At 60.3% G+C, this 15,385-nt stretch carries 15 protein-coding genes; 5 read left to right on the forward strand and 10 right to left on the reverse strand.

Features of this window, described 5'->3' with window-relative positions:
- Positions 1-70: 70 nt before the first annotated feature.
- Complete coding sequence (locus PSEBG33_RS28245; RefSeq protein ID WP_157264171.1) at positions 71-1,405, reverse strand: hypothetical protein; 1,335 nt, start codon at positions 1,403-1,405, stop codon at positions 71-73.
- Between the two features lie 232 nt (positions 1,406-1,637).
- On the opposite strand from PSEBG33_RS28245, the gene PSEBG33_RS08925 reads away from it, so the two are divergent.
- Together PSEBG33_RS08925 and PSEBG33_RS08920 are read left to right on the forward strand one after the other, a co-directional pair.
- Positions 1,638-2,666: an alpha/beta hydrolase family protein gene (locus PSEBG33_RS08925; protein WP_005789861.1), complete on the forward strand. Its 1,029-nt coding sequence runs from the start codon at positions 1,638-1,640 to the stop codon at positions 2,664-2,666.
- A gap of 23 nt (positions 2,667-2,689) precedes the next feature.
- The gene (locus tag PSEBG33_RS08920) at positions 2,690-4,084 is read left to right on the forward strand and encodes a PLP-dependent aminotransferase family protein (RefSeq protein ID WP_005789862.1); all 1,395 of its coding nucleotides are present in this window, start codon (positions 2,690-2,692) and stop codon (positions 4,082-4,084) included.
- Here the strand turns inward: PSEBG33_RS08920 and panB are convergent.
- Positions 4,072-4,887, reverse strand: a complete 816-nt coding sequence (gene panB, locus PSEBG33_RS08915; RefSeq protein ID WP_005789863.1) for a 3-methyl-2-oxobutanoate hydroxymethyltransferase — start codon at positions 4,885-4,887, stop codon at positions 4,072-4,074. The genes PSEBG33_RS08920 and panB overlap by 13 nt on opposite strands.
- A 154-nt stretch (positions 4,888-5,041) precedes the next feature.
- Here panB and PSEBG33_RS28915 point away from each other — a divergent pair, with 154 nt between their 5' ends.
- Complete coding sequence (locus PSEBG33_RS28915; RefSeq protein ID WP_005789864.1) at positions 5,042-5,212, forward strand: DUF2986 domain-containing protein; 171 nt, start codon at positions 5,042-5,044, stop codon at positions 5,210-5,212.
- Here PSEBG33_RS28915 and PSEBG33_RS08910 read toward each other — a convergent pair.
- The 5 genes from PSEBG33_RS08910 to PSEBG33_RS08890 form a co-directional block, all read right to left on the reverse strand.
- A complete protein-coding gene (locus PSEBG33_RS08910; RefSeq protein WP_005789865.1) occupies positions 5,184-6,179 on the reverse strand; it encodes a GlxA family transcriptional regulator in 996 nt (331 codons plus the stop codon). The two genes, PSEBG33_RS28915 and PSEBG33_RS08910, sit on opposite strands and share 29 nt — an antisense overlap.
- 4 nt (positions 6,180-6,183) lie before the next feature.
- On the reverse strand, positions 6,184-6,726 hold the full coding sequence (locus PSEBG33_RS08905; RefSeq protein WP_005789866.1) for a cysteine hydrolase family protein: 543 nt from the start codon (positions 6,724-6,726) through the stop codon (positions 6,184-6,186).
- A 91-nt stretch (positions 6,727-6,817) separates the two neighbouring features.
- A complete protein-coding gene (locus tag PSEBG33_RS08900; RefSeq protein ID WP_005789867.1) occupies positions 6,818-7,351 on the reverse strand; it encodes a GNAT family N-acetyltransferase in 534 nt (177 codons plus the stop codon).
- Entirely contained in the window at positions 7,341-8,552 is a 1,212-nt protein-coding gene (locus PSEBG33_RS08895) for a YeeE/YedE family protein (RefSeq protein ID WP_005789868.1), read from the reverse strand. Before PSEBG33_RS08895 ends, PSEBG33_RS08900 begins: the two co-directional genes overlap by 11 nt.
- A 137-nt stretch (positions 8,553-8,689) precedes the next feature.
- Positions 8,690-9,307 carry a TetR/AcrR family transcriptional regulator gene (locus PSEBG33_RS08890; protein ID WP_005789869.1) on the reverse strand — a complete coding sequence of 206 codons (618 nt, stop codon included), beginning with the start codon at positions 9,305-9,307 and terminating at the stop codon, positions 8,690-8,692.
- Between the two features lie 135 nt (positions 9,308-9,442).
- Between PSEBG33_RS08890 and PSEBG33_RS08885 the strand changes: the two genes are divergently transcribed.
- A complete protein-coding gene (locus PSEBG33_RS08885) occupies positions 9,443-9,883 on the forward strand; it encodes a hotdog fold domain-containing protein (protein WP_005789870.1) in 441 nt (146 codons plus the stop codon).
- A gap of 23 nt (positions 9,884-9,906) precedes the next feature.
- On the opposite strand, the gene PSEBG33_RS08880 is transcribed toward PSEBG33_RS08885, so the two are convergent.
- Positions 9,907-10,968 (reverse strand): NAD(P)-dependent oxidoreductase, encoded by a 1,062-nt coding sequence (locus tag PSEBG33_RS08880; RefSeq protein WP_005789871.1) that lies wholly within the window; start codon positions 10,966-10,968, stop codon positions 9,907-9,909.
- A 435-nt stretch (positions 10,969-11,403) separates the two neighbouring features.
- Here PSEBG33_RS08880 and PSEBG33_RS08875 point away from each other — a divergent pair, with 435 nt between their 5' ends.
- Complete coding sequence (locus PSEBG33_RS08875) at positions 11,404-13,266, forward strand: DUF3857 domain-containing transglutaminase family protein (RefSeq protein WP_005789872.1); 1,863 nt, start codon at positions 11,404-11,406, stop codon at positions 13,264-13,266.
- A gap of 128 nt (positions 13,267-13,394) precedes the next feature.
- Here the strand turns inward: PSEBG33_RS08875 and PSEBG33_RS08870 are convergent, their stop codons facing one another.
- Complete coding sequence (locus PSEBG33_RS08870) at positions 13,395-14,705, reverse strand: sensor histidine kinase (protein ID WP_005789873.1); 1,311 nt, start codon at positions 14,703-14,705, stop codon at positions 13,395-13,397.
- A complete protein-coding gene (locus PSEBG33_RS08865; RefSeq protein ID WP_005789874.1) occupies positions 14,698-15,372 on the reverse strand; it encodes a response regulator transcription factor in 675 nt (224 codons plus the stop codon). Before PSEBG33_RS08865 ends, PSEBG33_RS08870 begins: the two co-directional genes overlap by 8 nt.
- Positions 15,373-15,385: the final 13 nt, after the last annotated feature.

The raw sequence follows: 15,385 nt of genomic DNA on the forward strand, positions 1-15,385 counted from the left end.
AACCATTGACCTTAAAGTTGGCTTTAAACCTAAGTCAGTGGGTGGCCAAGGCGTGTGATTGCACCCCTCCTCATGGTTTTGGATTTTTCATCAATTTTAATAAATACCCAGGCCAGCGCCATCGCGGGGTGGACTGATCGGGGGTGCCTGCAAGGGTGTCTACCAGAGAGCGCGTCTTCAAAGGGTCGGCTACGGCCTCATCGACGACGCTGTGCGGCTGCCTGTCGTCGACTGAAGGCGCAGCCGCCCGACGCGGTTTTCCGGTGGCCGGGTCCATGGTGTAACCCGCGGCCTTACCTTTTTCGGTGATGGTCCAGATGCCATCGGTGTTGATAAGCACGGGCTCATCAAATGTGAGCGTTACCTCTTTGGCTACTGTGACCACCATATTGTCGTTGATACTTATCGGTGTATAAGTCGCGAACTCCCTGCCCAGCAAAGCTTGCGTGGCACCTGCACTGGAAAATTTCAGCACCATCTGCTCAAGGAAAGCGATGCTGCCCATATTGCTCAGCGCGCCGAAGTCCGGGTTCAGGACATGACGTAAAAAACCCTGTTCGAGGCGGGTAGAGTCAATGGCCGAGCCGTACAGAATGCGTGATGCCGCAGCTACATCATGCTCCTTGAAGTTGAACGTCACCCGGCGCCCCTCCTGGTTGTAGCCATTATTACCGCTCAAGAGCTGGCGACCATTGTCGTGATGGCGGTAGTTGCCGAGGTCGTAGGCCAGCATGTCGACATATGCCAAGTCGGCTCCTTGCTCCTGCGCATAGGCGTACATGTCCGACAACAGGCTGCGATCATCACGAGTCAGGAAGTCGTAACTGCTTTGGGCCATATTGCTAGAGGTCAGGGTGCCTTCGGCCACCGCAGGTTCATACCCCAGGAAGAGCCGAGAAATCATGAGTTCACGCCCAATGGCGGAACCTGAAGAGGCGCTGACCCGCTGTTCATTCAGGCGAACCTCCTGCCAGGCTGCGCGCCGTTCGTTGACGGTGAACGTACCGCTTTCGTCGCGAGCAATCAGCGTCAATTGATCGACCGCGAGTCCTTTGAAAGGGTTACTGGCCAAACCGTTGGCAAAGGCGGTGGCTTGCTTGGCGCGCTCAAGCAATTCCAGAACGTGAGTATCGGGAACCTCAGCATCATGCTGAGCTTTGTCAGCGAAATATCTTTCGTCGCTGATCGCATCGAGCGGGTTGGAGAGGTTGTTGCCTGGGTCTTCTTGACGCATGCCGGCGTCATGGTTGGCAGCGTCACTTAGTTGCCTCGCCAGGATCGATAAGGTGTTGTCAGCATCGGCTTCAACAACGGCAGGCGCGCCGATAGGGTCTCGAAGAGGCAACACCGAGGCTGGGCTCAAGTCACGGACAACAGGACCAAATGATGCACCTATAAGCTCCATAATCATCACCCTTTAATTAAAGGTCAGTGTCGACACATCCAGTAGGATTCACGCTCCAACACTGCATGATTTACAGCTTCAAGTAAGCCAGCTACTTCCTAAAAACGTGAAGTCCGCATCTGTAATACCAAGCAGTAGGACTCTGTCAGCCACTTCGTAGTCCCGCCTCCCCTCTACCTGAACCGACCGTTTCAGGTCATGCTGCGCCCTCCCTTTCAAGGACGAAAAAAGCATGAAAGCCCCCCTCGCCGCTCTGCTGCTGATGTGCCTGAGCGCTCCCGCATTCGCCGCTGACAACCCCATCGGTTTCCAAACCACCACCCTGCCCGACACCCTTAACAGCCGCCCGCTGGAAATGGCTGTGTGGTACCCCGCCGCCGCCACTGCCAAACCCAAGCTGATCGCCGACAATGTGGTGTTCATCGGCGTGCTGGCCGTTCCCGATGCGGCGCCGACGCCCGGCAAGCATCCTTTGGTGGTGCTCTCCCACGGCTACGGGGGCAATTGGGGCAAACAGGCGTGGCTGGCCAGTGCGTTGGCGCAGCAGGGTTATATCGTGGCGGCGGTCAACCACCCGGGCACTACCAGCCAGGATCGCAGCGCACAGGCCGCTGCGGAGTTATGGCAACGGCCGAGGGATTTAAGTCGGGCCATTGATGCGCTATTGGCCCAGCCCGAGCCATTCGGTGCGGTGGATAGCGACCGGATCGCGGTGGTTGGGCATTCCCTGGGGGGCTGGACGGTGATGGAGACGGCCGGTGCGCGTTTTGACCCGGCGCTGTTTGCCCGGGACTGCAGCGCCCATCCGACGCTGGTCGCGTGTACCGCCTACCGCGAGATGAATCCTGAGGGCACTGCGACCGGGAAGGAAAAATTGGCCGAAGACTTGAGCGACAAACGCGTCAGCGCCGTGGTGTCTTTGGACCTGGGCCTGTCGCGCGGGTTTACCGATGCAAGCCTGGCGGCGCTGCCAGTGCGGGCCTTGGTGATCGCCGCCGGTCTGCCGTCAGCGGATTTGCCGGCGCAAATGGAATCGGCCGACATGGCCAAGCGGTTGCCAAAAGCCTCGACGCAGTACGTGGAGATCCGCGACGCCAGCCATTTTAGTTTTATGTCCCAATGCAAACCGGGCGCGGCGGCGATACTCGACGCCGATGTGCCCGGCGATGGCATTATTTGCCAGGACGGCAAGGATGCGCGGCCACGCCCGGTGATCCAGCAGCAGGTGATCACGTTGATCAGCGAGTTCCTGGCACGCTGAACCATTAATCCAGGACCACGGCGATGAATAGCGGCAAAAAAGACACCTTCGCCTATCAAGCGGTGTACCGCTACCTCATCGAGCTGATCGAGGCCTGCCCTGCCGACGGCGAACGCAAATTGCCGTCCCTGCGCCAACTGGCCCTGTGCCTGGGCGTGTCGGTGTCGACCACCAAGTACGCGTATGCATTGCTTGAGGAACAAGGGCGGATCCAGGCCAGGCCCAAGCTCGGTTTTTTCATCGTCCCAGGCTTGGCTGCCACCATCAACCCAAGCTCATCCCCCCTGCTCGACCAGGTCTTCGCCAACGCACGCCAACCCGGCATGCTGGCCCTGAGCAGCGACGCGCCGGCGATGCTGCTGTCGCTGGAGCAGCCCTTGCTGATGGTGGAGCGTGAACTGACCCGGCAGTACCCGCGCTCGCTGGCACCACTGTATCTGCCAATGGGCGAGCCCGAGTTGCGCGCGGCCTTGGCCGAACGCTATAGCCGCTCTACTGACCATTACTGGCAAGCCGACCAGGTGTATATCGGCTCGGACCTGCACAGTGTGTTGGAGGTCTCGCTCAATGCCCTGGACCTGGCGGGCACGCTCGCACTGGTGGAGTCGCCATGTTCGTGGGCGATCCTGCGGCAATTGCAGGCGGCGAAAATCCGTGTGATCGAGATGCCCCTCGGCGCAGATGGACGTTTTGACCTGGACGCTCTGAACGCGTTGCTCAAGCGTGAGCCGATTCGCCTGGCGGTGCTGTCATCGACAGTGAATATGCCCCAGGGCGGTGTGATGCCCGCGCAGGATAAACAGCAGATCTGCGAATGGTTGGCCGAGCGGAATATCTGGTTGTTCGAAAACGACACCTACGGCGAGCTGTATTTCGGCCCCCAACCGGCGCGTTATCGCGACTACGCCGACCCGCACAAACTACTGGTGTTCTCGACCTTCGACAAAGTCATCGGCTCGGAAGCACCCTACGGCTATGTGCTGTGTCGCAGTGCTGGGACGCCGTTGCAGCAGCTGTTCCTGGAGCGCGGCTTTCGCCTCTCGCCGATCCGCCAGAAAGCCATCGCCAAGCTGTTTGCGTCCAAGCGTATCGACACACACCTGAAGGCGTTGCGCGCACGGTTGCTGGCGCGCATGACGCAGCTCAAAGCCCTGCTGTTAACCCACGGCAATGACCAATGGCAGGTGGTCGAACCCCACGGCGGCGCAAGCTTCTGGCTCCGGGCCAGCCGCCCGGTGGATATGCGCCAGGTGTTCGCGCACTTGCTAAGCCAGCGCATCGTCATCGCCCCCGGCGAACTGTTCAGCCAGCAAGGCGCTTGGCCAGATCACCTGCGCCTGAGCTACACACTCGACTGGAGCAAGGACATTGCCCAGGCCGTCCAACTACTGGCCCAGGCGCTGCGTCAAAGCCCGTAGCAGTGCCGGTCTTCGGGAAAACGACCCTGGCGCACATCGTCGGCGAAACGCTCGCAGGCATCGCGAATCACCGCCCCCACATCAGCGTATTGCTTGACGAAGCGCGGCATCGAGCCGCCGCCCAGGCCCAGCACATCCTCGGTGACCAACACCTGGCCGTCACACGCAGGCGATGCGCCGATGCCGATGGTGGGTTTGCTTGAGTCCAGGGTGATCTGCCGGGCCACACCTTCGGCCACCCCTTCCAGCAGCAGACTGAAGGCCCCCGCTTCCAGGTTGGCGCGAGCATCGGCGACAATCACCGCAGCGGTTTCAGCGCTCAGGCCCTGAGCCTTGAACCCGCCCATGACGTTGACGAATTGCGGCATCAGCCCCACGTGGGCCATCACCGGTACACCTCGTGCAACCAGGAACTCCACGGTGCCGGCCAGGGCCTGATTGGCCTCCAGCTTGACCGCATCGCAACCGGTACGCGCCAATACTTGGGCACAGTTGCGAAAAGCCTGCTCATACGACTCCTGGTAACTGCCAAACGGCATGTCGGCGATCACACAGGCCAAGCGCGTACTGTCGACCACCGCACGGGTGTGGCCGATGATTTCTTCCAGTTGCATGCTCAGGGTCGACGCCCGGCCATAGCCGACCATGGCGGTGGAGTCACCGACCAGGATGAAGTCGACGATCGGATCGATCAGCTTGGCGATAGCGCTGGAGTAGGCGGTCAGGGAGACGATTTTCTGCTGCCCCTTCATGGCGACCAATTGAGGGACAGTCATGCGTTTGGTACGGGTGTGAATGCTCATCGGGGCTTTTCCGTTTGCGCTGGATACTCGGCCCGATTATTGGCGAAACGAAGGACGATTCAATGCACAGATCAGCGCTAAAAAGCGACCCAGCGCCCGGTCACACTTGCTGAAACTGGTATCATCCGCGCCTTTCCCTCTCAGGCTCCGCGACATGAACCGCCAGAAAAAACTCCAGCAGCTCTTCAAGGCCAAAGCCAAAAAGGCCAGCGCCAAACTGGCGCCCAAAAGCAAAGACAAATACATCAGCAAGGCCGACCGTTTGAAGCTGGAAACCGAAGCTGGCCAGGACCCGGTTACGTCCCCCGAGACACCTGCTGAGTAAGACGCATGGCTGAAGGGGTGGCCGCTTCATACTTGCCCCAGATGCGCCGCAGATGCCGCGCCGAACCAAAGCCTGCGCGCTCGGCGACGGTTTCAATGCCCAGGTCCGACTCGGCCAGCAGTTCACGGGCCACAGCCAGGCGCAGGCGGTGCAGGTAGTCCAGCGGACTGATACCGACATGCTCCTGGAACAAGCGCCCCAGGTGGCGGCTGCCGGTACAGGCCAGGGCCGCCATGCGGGTCACGGTCCAGGCTTCACAGGGGGCTGCGGCGATGGCGTCCTGCACCCGATGCACCGCCGGGTGCAGGTGATTACGCCCGGTTATCCACGGCGACAACTGCGGGTCGCTGCCGCTGCGGCGCAGGTACACCACCATGTCCCGCGCTACCGCGCACGCCAGCCGTGGCCCGGCCAGCTCGGCGACCAGGTGCAGCATCAGGTCGATACCGGCCGTGACACCGGCGCTGCAACTGACCGGGCCATCGGTCACGTACAAGCGGTTTTCCAGGACGCGAGCCTTGGGCGCCATGGCTTGCAAGGTGGCGCACAACGAGTGGTGCGTGGTGCATTGGCGGCCATCCAGCAATCCGGCGCTGGCGGCACTCAACGCGCCGGCGCATACGCAGATAAGGCGTTCAGCCGAGGGTGCGAAGACGTTTTGCAACCAGTGGGTCAGCCGCTTGCTGGCCGAGTCGAACGCCTGCTGGTGCGTCTTGCTGACCTTCATCGTGGAGCCCACCAAGACCACCAGGGTGCCGGGGGCCAAGGTCGGTGGCAGTGGCGCCAGCCCCGTCAGCGGCAACCCGATGGAGGTGTGCAGCGTTGCCACCGGGCTGACGTACTGCAAGTCGAAATCCACCGCCGCCGGGTCATCGACCTGGGCGGCCAGGCGCAGCACTTCGGCAGGCCCGGCCAGGTCGAGCATCAGTACGTTTGGCAACAGCACAAACAGCACCGGCACACTCATCGATTCACTCCGCCAGGGCCTGGGCGACCGTCACGATGCGGGCGAAGCGGTCATCGAGGACCAGCTCCGTGCGTTCGCGAATCTCGGCCGGCGTATAGACCCGGCCGCTACGCGCGTGGGTCATCGGGAAGGTCAGCGTCGCCTCGCTGACAAAATCCACCGTGAAGCCGCTGTCGCAAGCCTGCCGCGTGGTGGTCTCGCAGCATTGCTCGGTGCGGATGCCGCTGATGATCAGCGTGGTAACGCCCATCTCTACCAGACGAGCGGCCAGTGGCGTGCCGGCCAAGGCACTGTGGTAGCGCTTGTGGATGACCAACTGCGGATTGATCGACAGCTCGCTCAGTGCCCTGACGTTGCCCGATTGCATGGAGAAATGCCCCTGGTCTTCAACATGGAAGACTTGTACCACCGGGATGCCCCGCTGAACACAACCATCGATGAGGGCCTGCTGTTTTTCCAGATAGTCGGGCAGGTCATTTTCGGACCAATAGGTTGAATGACGGAACGAGTGCTGGGCGTCGATCACGATCAGGGCTTTACGGCTCATGGACAGTCCTTTTGGCTTGCATCAGTGGGTGAACGATGCAAGCCATGGTAAGGACAACCCACAGCGCACGACAGGCGCAAGGCAGACTACTTCAGGACGGATTCGGACATGTCATCGGACACACCATGGCACAACGGCTGCCGGGTTCGAAGCCATGGGCGTATTCATCTGCCAGGATCGTTTCCAGACGCGGATCACTGTGAGTAGCGAAGCCCAGGCGCCGGTAGAACGGTGCATTCCACGGTACATGCACAAAGGTGGTCAGGGTCACTGCATGCAGTTGCTGGGCGCGGGCGTGGTTCATCGCCGTTTCCACCAGCCTGCGCCCCCAGCCCTGGCCTTGCAGCGGCCGGGCCACGGACACTTCATGGATATGCAGATCGTCGCCAAAGCGTTCTGCGCTGAGGAAACCCTGGGGTTGGTCGTGGTGATCAACCACCACCCAACAGGTCGATAGCGCGATCCACTGCCGATGGCACTCGACGCCAATCGACGCGGCATCCGCCAGCCAGGCCAGCCCTTCGATTGCGCGAAACGCCTGGGCCGCGCACTGCTCGATGGCGGGCAACAAACCGGCGTCTTGCGTGCGCGCCAGGCGAATGTGGGCGGACTGCTCAGCAACCACTCAAGGCCACCTGGGGCCGTTCGCCGGTAAAGAAGAAGGGCCGCAGGCGCACGCCCACGCCGTTGCCGATAAAGGCCGCCACCAGCCACACCCAGCCATGCAGGCTGCCCGAGGCGATGCCACTGAAATAGGCGCCGATATTACAGCCATAGGCCAGGCGCGAACCGTAGCCGAGCAGCAGGCCGCCGATCACGGCGGCGATCAACGAGCGTGCCGGAATATTCAGGCTGGGAGCGAAACGCCCGGCCAAGCCAGCGGCCAGCAGCGCGCCAAGGACAATGCCGATATCCATGACGCTGGTGATGTCTTCCCAGACCGGCGCGGCCAGGGCCTTGGCATTGCCCGGCATCTGCCAGAACGCCCAACTCGCCACATCCACACCCAGCCCGCTCGCCACTTTGGCGCCCCACAGCGCGAACGCCGAGGTGATGCCCCACGGCCGCCCAGCCAGAGCCAGGGTGGCGTAGTTGAGCAGCGCCAGGCCAATCGCGCCCCACACCAGCGGCCAGGGCCCACGCAGAAAACGACGCAGCCCTTGATGCTCGCTGTGCACGCCTTGTTCAAGCTGGCCGTGACGGCGCTTTTCCAGGCGCACGGTCACCACCGCAATCAGCGCGAACACCGCCAGGCTCAGGACCAGCGCCGGCAGCACACCGAAACTGTTGACGATGGAAACCGCCGGGAACGACGGCAACGCAAACCACCAGTCGACGTGGTGGGTGGCGATCAACGAGCCACAGATAAAGAACAGCAGCGTCACCAACATGCGCGCATTACCGCCGCCCACGGTGAACAAGGTGCCCGATGCACAGCCGCCACCCAGTTGCATGCCGATCCCGAAGATAAACGCCCCGAACACCACCGACACACCGGCCGGCGCCACCAGCCCCACGACCGGCTGGCCGAACAAAGTGCCCGCACCCAGTGCCGGGAAAAACAGCAGCACCGCCACCGCCAGCATCACCATCTGCGCACGCAAGCCGGCGCCACGCCGATCATTGATAAACACGCGCCAGGCCGAGGTAAAACCGAAGGCAGCGTGGTAGAGCGTCAGGCCCAGCGCGGCGCCGACCACCAGCAACAACACTTGGCGTGCGCCAACGGTGTTTTGCAGGAACAGGGCGCCCGCCACCAGGATGATAAAGGCTATCAGTGGCGCGGCAGGCTTGCGTGCAGGCGCCAGGGAAAGGGAGGTGCTCATGGGGATCTCGATGGGTTGGAAGGAGGCCAGTATAGCCCCAGACGGAATTTGATCAGGCGCAGGCATTGCCGAGAGGCTCATCGCCTGAACCACCGCTATCGCAGCCTCGCTAAAGCTCGACAGCTGAGGAGGAATGACTAACGCTGGCTGATCGAGCTCCACGCCGCTTCAGCCAGCAGCTCACGGTACTCGAAGGGACTCTTTTTGACCTTCGCCGACAGCCACGCACGCGAATAGCTTTCCGCCGCGCCAATGATCAACGAAGGAATAAGTTCTGCGGGCAAATGGCTGAAGTGTTCCTTGCGCCCTTCCCCGCCCATCCACTCCTTCAACTGCTGGTTGCGCTGCTTGTTGCGCGCAATCAACTCGTCCTTGAACGGGCCGTTGGACACGGCAAAACGGCTTTGGAAAACAAACCGCGCCCAGTCCGGCTGGGCGGTGACCCACTCAACGTAGCTGTACACCAGGCCAACCACACCGGCGTGGGCCGTATCCGCCGCTTGCAGGTAGTGGTCACGCAGGCTGGCCTGGTCTTCCAGCGCAGCAAAGAACAGCGCGGCGACCAGCCCTTCCTTGTTGCCGAAGTGGTGATAGATAGCGCCCACGCTGGTGTCGCAGCGCGCACGGATGGTCTCGATGTTGGTCGCCTCGATGCCTGCCTCGTTAAAACAGGCCAGCGCCTCACGCAGGATGGTGCGCTTGAGGTCGCTGCGCCTGCCGGGGAAGGTGCGCTCGATGAGATCGATGGAGTGCATGGGGGGAACGCCAAATCAAAACAGTTTATAGGCTGAGCGACCGCCAGAGAAAGCTCGGGTTGACAGGCATGGAATCTACAGAATATTGTTCTGTTACGGAATATTATTCCGTGATCAAACCTTGAGGATATTCGTATGAGCCAAGCACTGAGCATGTTCAATAGCGTAGGCCCTGCCGCATTCAGTAACCTGGCGTGCCAGATGGCACCCTACTTCAGCACCATCACTCCCGAGATCGCGGAACTCAAGCCCAACCATGCAGTGGTCACCGTGCCGTTTCGCAAGGAAATCACCAACCACCTGGCTTCGGTGCATGCCATTGCGCTGTGCAACGCCGCCGAACTGGCCGGTGGCATGATGACCGATGCATCGATCCCCGCTGGCGCACGCTGGATTCCCAAGGGCATGAGCGTGGAATACCTGGCCAAGGCGAAAACCGATATCCGCGCCGTCGCCGATGGCAGCGCTATCGATTGGCAGACCGCGGGCGACAAGATCGTGCCGGTAGAGATCTTCGATGCAGGCGGCGTCAAGGTATTCACTGCCCACATCACCATGAATGTGAAGCTCGCTTAGAACCTCAGCCGTTACAGGCGGTATCAGCGACACGGCATCTGCAAGGCGTGACTGAACGCGTGGATGTGGTCGACGATGCGCTGCGAAGCGGTGCGGATTGCGGTGGTGGTATTGCCGGCGATATGCGGCGTCAATTGCGCACCGGCAATGCCCGCCAACGGCGAGCTGAAACGGTCTTTTTCCAGGGCGAAGGTGTCAATGGCGACCGCCTTGATATGCCGGGGAAACCGGATCATGAAGGCGGCCAGTTGCTGCTCGTCGACGATGCCACCGCGAGCGGTATTGATCAGTATCGAACCCTGGCGCATCCGCTTGAACTCGGCGCTGCCGAATAAGCCGCGAGTCTGCGGGGTGAGCGGCACATGGATCGAAACGATATTGGCCTCATCCAGCAACTGTTCCAGGGTTTTCCTGCGTTGCAGCCCGAGGCGGCGCGCCTCCTGCTCGGTAAAGCGCTCGGACCCGGTGGCAATCACCTTGATCCCCAACGCGCTGGCTTTGCACGCCACCTGCTGGGCAATGCTGCCGGTGCCCACCAGCCCGAGGGTGAGTTCGGCGTATTCAGCAGCAGGCGCCAAGGTGCCTTTTGACCAGTGGCCTTGGTGGGTTTGCGCGTTGTAGTGGTCCAGATCCCGAGACAGAAACAACGCCTGGGCCAACACGTATTCAGCGACAGCGGTCGCGTTGGAACCCGGCGTATGCAGAACCGTCACTCCCGCCTGCTCGCAAGCCTGTCGGTCGATATGGTTGAGGCCGGTCCCGGCCTGAGCGATGGCGCGCAGCGGTGTGGGCAACACGGGTGAGCTGGCGGCGCGAATCAGTTCGCCGCCCAGCGGAATATTCAAGCGCGTCTTGAACACGCTGTAACCCCCAGCCTGATCCACCGCGGCGATAAAACCCCGCTCATCATGGCCGTTGATATCGGCATACCCGATGCGTGCGCCGTAGCGCTGCTGGATGCTGTGTTTATCGGTGAAATAATAGAGGTTAAGGACGACCGCCAAGCCCAGTTCAAGGAATCGATCGATTTCCTCATAGAGCAGCGGCGGACCGGGCGCGTCGAGTATCAGAGTGGTGAATGCCATGGGTTGATCCTTTTGAAGGCACCGCTAACTCAAACAATGGTTGCTTGATTGCCGCTTCGAAGACCGCATTGCCCAAGGTCGCCGCCCGCTTCGACCAATAAAGCATGGTCCGGATTTTTCGGTAAAAGACCTGTTTGGAATAAAACGAACGGGAAAAAATCATCGGCCCGTCAAAAAAAACACGCATGTGCTCCAAGGCCATAATCGAGGCGCTTAACTTTTTGATTAATCAGGGCTAAATAAAATCGTTCGAAAACGTCTTACTCAAAGGAAAATCTCGGCACCCATTGCGTGCGAGAGAAACCTGAAAAAATCTTCATAACCCTTGAACGTCAGCCAAATGAATAGGCGAAGCGCTTGCGAGTCCTGTCCATCGGCATATTCAGGAACATACGCCCCGGTGAAACGGCGCGCCCCTAGCTCAGAAGGATCTCTATGCAAAGCCTCCCGTTCTCTGCGTTACGTCTGTTCGGTGTGCTGGCAGTCATGGTCTGCGCGCTGTTGACGACGCAAGCCCGTGCCGATTACACCGACCTTTCCCTGACCCACGAAAAGAATATTCAGTCCTACGTCGTGAATGCCGACGGCAGCTTTGTACTGGATGTCGAACGGGTTATGCGGATCAATGAAGAGCGCGCGATCACCTCCAACGCCCAGCGTTCGGTCACCTACAATCGCACCCTGGAAACCCTCGATATCGTCGAGGCCTACACCCTCAAACCCGATGGCCGCAAAGTCGTGGTAACACCCGACCGGATCAAGGAGCAGCAGGAGCTTGAGTCTGCCCAGGCGCCGATGTTCCAGGACTCGCGGGTCAAGGTGGTGATCTTCCCGGAGCTGCAAGTGGGCGATCGGATGGTGCTGCGGTACCAGCGCCATCGCAACACGCCGTTGTTTCCAGGGCAGTTCGAAGACCTTTTCTCGCCGGATTTCTACCAGAATGAACAGGTGCGCCTGAGCTACGACATGCCCGCCGAAATGAAGCTGTACGCCGACTCACGGGGTTTCAAGGCGTCTACGCCAGCCAACGCCAACGGGCGAACGGTGTACCGCTGGGACTTGGAACAAACCAAGAAAAACCGCGTGGAAGAAGGCTCCGTTGCCTACACCGACTACGGGCAACTGCTGGCCGTATCGACGTTCACCGACTACAAACAGTTTGCCCAAGCCTACGCCGCGCGCGCGCAGGTAGAAGTGACCCCGCCCATGACCCAACTGGCCAAGGAACTCACCGCCAACCTCGACAACCCACGCAGCAAGGCCCTTGTGCTAAGTGATTGGGTACGCAAGAACATTCGCTATGTGGCCGTGTACGTCGGTGCCGGCGGCGTAGTGCCGCATTCAGCGCAAGCGGTGCTGGATAACCGCTATGGCGACTGCAAGGACCATGTGGCCCTGCTTGAAGCGCTGCTCAAAGCCGTCGCCATTGAAAGCGCGCCCGCCCTGATCAACGCCGGCAACGCCCACGTACTGCCCAAGGTGCCAACCCTGGGGGTGCTCAACCATGTGATCACTTATGTACCCAGCCTCGATCTGTACCTGGACTCCACCGCGACACCCATCGCCGCTGGCTACCTGCCTCTGCCCGAACTCGGCAAACCGGTGTTGCTGACACAGACCGGTGAACGCACACAAACGCCGTCCGGCCAACCTGGCAAAGTGAACACAACCATAGCCTTCAAGGTCAACGCCAAAGGCGCTGCAGACTTTACCAATGACTCCACCATCGACGGTTGGGGCGCGGAGTTTAACCGCTTCATGCTCAAGGCCATGCAGCCGGCCGACCGTAATCAGCTGGTGCAGCAGATTCTGAGCATGTATGGGCAATCCGGCAGCGGGTTGATCGAAACTGACGCCTTGGACGGCACTGCCAATACCTTCAAATTCGCGATTAAAGGCCACACCAGCAACCTGGTGAACCTCCCTGGACCGACCGGGGTGCCTACCCTCTCCAGCCTGGCCGGCGGTATTGGCCAGAGCGTGTTTTCCTTGATCGTCGAAAAGGAACGCACCCAGGCCTTCACCTGCCTTTCGAGTGAGATCTCAGAAGTTGCGCGCCTGGAGTTCCCCGCCAAGGTGAAGATCCTCGCGGTGCCCAAGGCAGTATCGGTGAAACAGGCAGGCTTCGACTATCGCTCGACCTATGTGAAGAAGGCCAATACGGTGCTGATCACCCGTCAGTATGTGTTTAGCAAGCCAGAGATTCTCTGCACCCCAGAGGATTTTGCAGCCATGCAACCGGCGGTTGAAAGTATGGTCAACGACTTGAAAAGCCAGGTCATTGTGCAGACGTTGTAACGCCCTCGCGGTTCTTGCGTGGCAGTGCTGAAGCACTGGCGCGCGGGAATCGTAGGCTGTGATGCTGAGGCGCGGGTATAAAAACCGCTCCCCACCCAGCCGTCGCTATTGTGAGGCGCTATCTGCCTTTAATGTTCTGACTCGACAGCCCGCACGCTCGTAAAATCAAGAATGACCGTAAACCTCTGTTGCTCACGGATCACTTCAATCTGCCAGCCCAGCTTTGCGCACAATTGCCGCATCAACTGCAACCCTAGCCCATACCCAAAATCGTCGGACTCCTGTCGCGGCTTGGCCTCGCGGACGTGATTGGCAATCATCAGCCGCGGGTATTTGAAACGGATGTCTACCGTGCCCTCCTCTGCGTATTGCAGCGCATTGCGCAAGAAGTTGCCGATCACGATACGACACGCCGTAGGGGGCAGTCGGCAAGGTTCGGTGTGGATGTCGATGCTTAGCTTGATATCCCGATTACCGATCAGGTAGCGGTGCTTCTCAATCAGTTCGCCGACTACCTCGCTCAGATTAACGTCTTGCTCGGGCAGCGATTCGGAACGCTCGCGGCTCATCCATAGCAATGTCTCGGCGATCAGTTGCATGTTCATCACAGAGCGTTCTATGCGTTGCAAGGAAGGCGGCAGCACACCGCCCGATTGCAGGGCCAACAATTCGATATTGGCCTTGAGCACCGCCAGTGGCGTGCGCAGTTCATGGCTGGTGTAGCGCAACAGGCGGCCTTCACGCTGGCTGGCGGCCTGCACCTGCTCAACACTTTTGGCCAGGGCATCGGCCAGCATATTGAACTCCTTGAAGCTGAAACCAGGCCGTGTGCTGGCCAGGGCATCAGGGTCTTTGAGTGTGCCGGACCATTGCACCAGACGCCCCAGCGGCCGAACCAGCCACCAGACCAGCAAGGCAATGATGATCAGCGCCGGCACGAATACCGCCAGGCTGATGAACTTGACACTCTCTATGACCTGATCGAAATAGGCGTCAGACAACGGCGTCTCGACCTCACCCCCGGCTTCGTTATCGTGGTCGATGTCGTACATGTAGAGGGTTTTGCCGTCACCCAGGGGCTGTTCGAGGATGATCTGGAAAGGCTCGTCGTCGTCATCGGAATAGAGATCGCCGAAGATATTCACCGCACCGAAGGACAGGCTCGGTGGGGTATCGAGCAACTCACGCACGTCCTGCGGCAATGCCTGCTTGCCGATGACGCTGGTATAGAAGTAATTGTGCGGCGTCGGCGTGGTCGGGTCCTGTTTGTAGTGCCGGAGAAAATATTGGGCTTCCTCCTCCATCATCGCGCTGGCGGTATAGAACAGGCCGCGCACGGTAAATTCAGGCAGCAGCTTGCTGTAGATCACCAGCACCACCGCAATCAGACACAGGAAACTGCCGCTGATTACCCACTTCAGACTCAGGCCGTTACGCATGGGGTTTTACCTGAATGCCGACACCCGCCAGGGTATGGATCAACGGCCGGCCAAAAGGCTTGTCCACGGCCTTGCGCAACCGATGCATATGCACCTTGAGCGTATCAGTGTCGGGTGGCTCATCGCCCCAGATCTTCGCTTCCAGGCGCTCCCGAGAGACCGGCTGTGGGCTTGCGCGCATCAGGTTTTCCAACAAGGTCCAGCAGATGGACGACAAATGCAGCTCCTGCCCTGCGCGGCTGACTTTGCGGGTGGTCAGCTCCATTACCAGGTCATCCACTTGCAGGCGACTGGTCTGGCCGCTGCGGCGCAGGCTCAGGGCGCGAATCCTGGCGACCAGCTCGGCCAGCTCGAACGGCTTGACCAGGTAGTCGTCGGCTCCGGCAGCGAAACTGGCGAGCTTGTCCGACAGCGCGTCCAGCGAGGTCAACATCAGGATGGGCGTCTGGATGCCCTGCTGGCGCAACCGATCACATACCTGCTGGCCGTTCAGTCGCGGCAGCATGATGTCCAGGAGGATGACGTCGTAATGCTGGTTGAGCGCCAGGTTAAGCCCGGTCTGACCATTACTGACGTGGTCGCAGACAATGCCGCTGATCTCCAGATACTCGATGACGGTGGTGGCCAGATCAAGGTTGTCCTCGACCAGCAGCAAGTGGATATGCACGGGGAAAACCTCG

The sequence above is a fragment of the Pseudomonas synxantha BG33R genome (assembly GCF_000263715.2).
In the GTDB taxonomy this organism is placed as follows: Bacteria; Pseudomonadota; Gammaproteobacteria; order Pseudomonadales; family Pseudomonadaceae; genus Aquipseudomonas; species Aquipseudomonas synxantha_A.

Coding starts and splice junctions, on each gene's coding strand:
- PSEBG33_RS28245 (WP_157264171.1), bottom strand. CDS start 1,405: ATGGAGCTTATAGGTGCATCATTTGGTCCTGTTGTCCGTGACTTGAGC.
- PSEBG33_RS08925 (WP_005789861.1), top strand. CDS start 1,638: ATGAAAGCCCCCCTCGCCGCTCTGCTGCTGATGTGCCTGAGCGCTCCC.
- PSEBG33_RS08920 (WP_005789862.1), top strand. CDS start 2,690: ATGAATAGCGGCAAAAAAGACACCTTCGCCTATCAAGCGGTGTACCGC.
- panB (WP_005789863.1), bottom strand. CDS start 4,887: ATGAGCATTCACACCCGTACCAAACGCATGACTGTCCCTCAATTGGTC.
- PSEBG33_RS28915 (WP_005789864.1), top strand. CDS start 5,042: ATGAACCGCCAGAAAAAACTCCAGCAGCTCTTCAAGGCCAAAGCCAAA.
- PSEBG33_RS08910 (WP_005789865.1), bottom strand. CDS start 6,179: ATGAGTGTGCCGGTGCTGTTTGTGCTGTTGCCAAACGTACTGATGCTC.
- PSEBG33_RS08905 (WP_005789866.1), bottom strand. CDS start 6,726: ATGAGCCGTAAAGCCCTGATCGTGATCGACGCCCAGCACTCGTTCCGT.
- PSEBG33_RS08895 (WP_005789868.1), bottom strand. CDS start 8,552: ATGAGCACCTCCCTTTCCCTGGCGCCTGCACGCAAGCCTGCCGCGCCA.
- PSEBG33_RS08890 (WP_005789869.1), bottom strand. CDS start 9,307: ATGCACTCCATCGATCTCATCGAGCGCACCTTCCCCGGCAGGCGCAGC.
- PSEBG33_RS08885 (WP_005789870.1), top strand. CDS start 9,443: ATGAGCCAAGCACTGAGCATGTTCAATAGCGTAGGCCCTGCCGCATTC.
- PSEBG33_RS08880 (WP_005789871.1), bottom strand. CDS start 10,968: ATGGCATTCACCACTCTGATACTCGACGCGCCCGGTCCGCCGCTGCTC.
- PSEBG33_RS08875 (WP_005789872.1), top strand. CDS start 11,404: ATGCAAAGCCTCCCGTTCTCTGCGTTACGTCTGTTCGGTGTGCTGGCA.
- PSEBG33_RS08870 (WP_005789873.1), bottom strand. CDS start 14,705: ATGCGTAACGGCCTGAGTCTGAAGTGGGTAATCAGCGGCAGTTTCCTG.